Below are 4,338 nucleotides of genomic sequence, written 5' to 3'. Positions count from 1 at the left end.
AGAGCGGGCCCCAAGCTCCTGCAAGATGCCGTGCAGATCGGACATATTCGCGTGGGTCTGCACCGGATAGAGCAAGCTTCGGACGAAACCACTCGTCGAGCCTTTGTGCTGCCACCAATGTACCGTTTCGTGCAGATAGGTGGAGTAGGCCTGAAGCTCCTCCCCGGTGTAGTTGGTGCCCCCTGCTTCCGACTTGGCAATAGCGCTTTCGACCAAGTCATGTACAACAGGGCTCAGTCTAAGTGCAAAGCGCGTACTCTCATAGACGCCACGAGCGTTCAAGCACGCAGCAAATGTATCCGAACATTCGTCTGGATATCGCGGATCGTATAGCGAAGAATCGAACTTAAGTGACTCCCCCGTCATGCGCCCTCCTTCTCATAGTTATTTTGACTGGCGCCAGATGCGATCTTACAGCGACTCTATGATCGGATTGAACTGCGTGATCTTTCAAGTTCTTATCCAGAATCTTTAAGGACCGGGATGGCGTGAGTACTTGGCTTTAAGTGCACATTGAGTAGGACATTGATCTAAGCACAGCGCGACTGCACAGCAGAAGCCATGGCAGTCTAGCTGTCCTGAGATGCCGGGTCGGCCACCTCATCTCGCCGGCGCCGTGCCACTGGAGCCTTGAAGAAATCCGTGTAGCTCTGTAAGAAGCCTGGAATTCTAGAGGATGCCTGCTTGAATACGTTGGTCTGAGCGAACTCATGCCATGGGCTTCCATGAGTCTCGCTATCCAAGAATCGGAGAGGCGCCTCATCCAGTCGAGCAAGCGCAGAATCGAATAGACGGACAGCCATTCCGCTGTCCTCGAGTAGTTCAGCTTCTCGCCTGTAGCCTTCGTACGCCTTCGCAACCGATGCCTTGAAGGCATAGTCTTCTGCCATCTTGAATCGCTGCCCGATTTGCTTAGTCGCCAGCCAAGCTAGCCAGCCCGGACCGGCCAAACTGATTGCGGAGAGAAAGATTTGAAGGGATACCGCCGGCCAATTTGGCTCCCCTTCCGCCAGCCTGGTCAGCGTCTGCCACCGATATGCGGTTAGCACTGCAGCCCCTGATAGTGACAGCACTAGTATTCCAACCCATAGCCCCAGGGTCACTCCCAGCCTACGGGCTTTTTCATCAAAGGCGGCCGCGAGTCCAATTGATGTAGTGATTCTTTGTGACTCCCGCACCTTTGCCACCAACGCATCGGCCTCAAGCTGCGCCAATTCTAGCTTGCTGAGAATTTCGTTCGACGACTGGAGTGCCGCCGCAGCTTGAATGCTTCTCTCTTTCACAACGTCAGCATCTGCAGATATCTGCGCCCTAGCCCGCCTCAGCTCATCCAGACTTACAGGAAGATCGTAAGCCGCGTCAGCAGCATCCCTAATAATTGCAATTTGATCAGTTAGCTTATCCGCGTCTGGCACAATCGCGTTGATAGATGCCTCGAGGCCGGCGAGCTTTCGCCTGAGTGCCTGCGGCATCTTGCCGCGGTCCCGCACATCCGACCAACCTAGCACTGAATTGACCGCCATCCTCAGTGCGGAGAGAGTACTTACGACCGAAATTGCAGCAGACGGAGCATTGGAATTGACCAAGTGAGGGACCGAGTTGCTTGCTACGTGCTGAAGTGCAGCCGGCCATGATTCAAGCAGCGCGGTGACTTCTGCACTCTCCTCAAACGGGAGCTCGGACTCGATCTGTCCAGCAAGCTCCTCAGCTAGCATTCCGATGTCCCAAGGCGTCATACCTGGCGCATTCCATCCATATCTCTGGATGGGATCGTTAGCGCCTCCGCGGGCGCTTTCGACCGCGGTAAATATATTGCGGAGCTCCTGCACTATCTTCGGCAGCTGCGCGCTTACAGACTGACTCTCTGGCATACCCCCCCCTTGGGCAACGTAGTATCGCGAGATTAAGATTCCTCCAACAATGACGCAAGCACCTTATGGAGTAGCTCTGTCTGTGGAAGCAACTCAGCCCGCAACAGCCGTCTAGTTGGCAACTTCTCCGCTTGCGATTGCCGCCTTTAGTTCGAACTCGTCCGTGATCATCGCAAAGGCGATTACAGGTGAGTCCACAGAGCGTTTGCAGGCGACGCTCGGTTTGTCTGCGGCGGCCACCTATGGATACAGTGATGTATGTGCCCAGCGGAAAAGGTAAGCGGAAAGATGCCTGATCTGTGTACGACATTTAGCGATGTCAGCATTACGGAGCGCATCGCTCTCCTAACCAACATCCCAGTTGCGTCGCCGAGAGCCAGAGGCTCGGTGTCAGATCACAGGCGCGCCCTAGGCTTAAACTGGTGAGGCGGGGTAGAGCAAGTGTCCGTTACTTGGACAGGAACGGTCCTCCAATTTGGCATAGCCGCGGCTAGGGCGGCGGCTATGCGCTATCAACGTTCTTGGCTGAGGCCCGTCAGTCTAGATGGCTTGCTTACGCAACTGCCAGCAACTTTGGCTTCGCCGTTCCACTCTTCAGCCTGTCCAAGTAGTCAGCCCATGCCTGCATCATCCGACGTCGTTCTGGAAGATGCTCAGCGCGGTTGTACGCTGCTTTGATTGGATTTCGCTCCGCATGAGCCAATTGCCGCTCAATTGCATCTGAGGTCCAACCCATCTCGTGCAGGAGGGTGGACGCCATGCTCCGGAATCCATGACCTGTCATGTCGTCAGTACCGTAGCCCAGCCTACGCAGTGCCGCGTTGACAGTGTTCTCGCTCATGGGATCCCGCAAACTGCGCACTGAAGGAAAGACGTAACGACTCTTGCTGGTCACCGGGTGAAGCTCACGGAGAACCGCTATGGCCTGCTTTGATAGAGGGACGATCTGTGCAACGCCCATCTTCATCTTCTCTGCCGGGATACACCATTGGCCAGTCTCGAAGTCGATCTCGGACCACTCCGCCTTCCTCAGTTCGCCTGGGCGGGCGAACACCAACGGCGCGAACCTGAGGGCACAGAGGGTAGTGAGCTGTCCCGTATACCCGTCAATCGCCCGCAGTAGCTCTCCAATCTTTGCTGGATCCGTGATCGAGGCATAGTGACGGTTCTTCGCGGTCTTCAAAGCCCCTCGCAGGGCGGCAGTAGGATCCCGATCAAGCCGACCGGTGGCCACTGCGTATCGAAACACCTGGCCGCAGATCTGCCGCAGTCGTTGGGTCGACTCAATCTTGTCCTGGGCTTCAAGCCGGCGCAGAACTGCCAGAACCTCTGCAGTGCTGATGTCCTCGATTGAGCGCTTGCCCAGCCATGGGAATGCGTATGTCTCAAGCATCCACTTGGCCTTGGACCGCGTGCTTTCTGCCAGGTCACCTCTTGTCTCAAGCCACTCAAGGGCCACAGCTCCGAAGCGACCATCTGCGGACAGCTGGGCCTTGAGCTTGCCCAGCTGCTTCTCCTCGGACGGATCCTTGCCGTCTCTCAGCTGCGCGCGCGCGGCGTCTCGCTTGTCACATGCCTCCTTCAGGGTCACCTCGGGGTAGACCCCGATGGAGAGCAACTTCTCCTTGCCCGCATGGCGGTACTTCATTCGCCAGTAGCGATTCCCGTTCGGCATGACCTGCAGGTAGAGCCCTGCTCCAGCTGCAAGCTTGTAGGGCTTCTCTTTGCCCTTTGCGTTCCTTGCAGCCATATCCGTCAACGACTTATGGGCCATTGGGGGTACATCCTCCTATCTCTCTTGCTTGATTCCCCATGTACCCCCAATTGCACCCCCAGTCTGGGTGGATGCTCATGGACGGCCGGGGACAAAAAAGCACAAAAAAACCCGCTATTTCAGCGGGTTGATTGTGCACCGTGGACATCCGTGGATGCCAGTGGATCGGAGGATGGTGCCGCTTATCCGAATCGAACGGATGACCTACTGTTTACAAGACAGTTGCTCTACCAACTGAGCTAAAGCGGCATGGGTGACGCACGGGCGGCAGCGCCGCAGTGGGGGGATTCTAGCGCAGTCGCGCGCATTCCAGCGACTGTTGCCGGGCGGCGCCGCTGCGCTGCTTCACCTGCGCAGGCTGTGCGGTGCCGGCCAGCTGCCCGTCCAGCCACCACTGGCCGGCATCACCGCTGGCCACCAGGCGCGGCTGGAAGCCGGCGGCCTGCACCGCAGCGATACGCCGCTCGGCGCCTTCGCGGTTGCGGTACTGGCCCAGCGCCACGGCGTTGGCGTCCTCACCCTGGCTGATGATGTAGTAGTCGCCCAGGCCCGCAGCGACGATGCGCTTGACCGTGGCCTGCGCCTCTTCGCGGCTGGCGGCGGCCGGCAGCAGCACGCGGTAGCGGGCACTGCCGCTGGCGGCCGGCTGCTCGCGCAGGCGCGCCTGGCTGAGCAGTGCGCCGGCCCGGCCCT

At 58.1% G+C, this 4,338-nt stretch carries 3 protein-coding genes, 1 tRNA gene and 1 pseudogene; all 5 read right to left on the bottom strand.

Features of this window, described 5'->3' with window-relative positions; genetic code table 11:
* Positions 1 to 282, bottom strand: a 282-nt coding sequence (locus QMZ25_RS19120) for a hypothetical protein (protein ID WP_283220140.1), incomplete at its 3' end; no start/stop codon positions are given.
* Positions 283 to 569: 287 nt separating this feature from the next.
* Positions 570 to 1,736 carry a hypothetical protein gene (locus QMZ25_RS19115; RefSeq protein WP_283220139.1) on the bottom strand — a complete coding sequence of 389 codons (1,167 nt, stop codon included), beginning with the start codon at positions 1,734 to 1,736 and terminating at the stop codon, positions 570 to 572.
* Between the two features lie 688 nt (positions 1,737 to 2,424).
* Positions 2,425 to 3,645 carry an integrase arm-type DNA-binding domain-containing protein gene (locus tag QMZ25_RS19110; RefSeq protein WP_283220138.1) on the bottom strand — a complete coding sequence of 407 codons (1,221 nt, stop codon included), beginning with the start codon at positions 3,643 to 3,645 and terminating at the stop codon, positions 2,425 to 2,427.
* Positions 3,646 to 3,818: 173 nt separating this feature from the next.
* Positions 3,819 to 3,894: transfer RNA gene (locus tag QMZ25_RS19105), tRNA-Thr, on the bottom strand.
* A gap of 40 nt (positions 3,895 to 3,934) precedes the next feature.
* A pseudogene (locus tag QMZ25_RS19100) lies at positions 3,935 to 4,338 on the bottom strand (SPOR domain-containing protein); the annotation flags it as partial.

Origin of the sequence: Stenotrophomonas sp. RS-48 (genome assembly GCF_030053245.1) — a bacterium.
GTDB classification, from domain to species: Bacteria; Pseudomonadota; Gammaproteobacteria; order Xanthomonadales; family Xanthomonadaceae; genus Stenotrophomonas; species Stenotrophomonas maltophilia_P.
The sequence above is the reverse complement of the archived record's forward strand: the minus strand, read 5'-3'. Positions and strand labels throughout refer to the sequence as shown.

Excerpts from the sequence above, each read along its gene's own strand:
- QMZ25_RS19115 (WP_283220139.1), bottom strand. The coding sequence starts at position 1,736 with ATGACGCCTTGGGACATCGGAATGCTAGCTGAGGAGCTTGCTGGACAG.
- QMZ25_RS19110 (WP_283220138.1), bottom strand. The coding sequence starts at position 3,645 with ATGGCCCATAAGTCGTTGACGGATATGGCTGCAAGGAACGCAAAGGGC.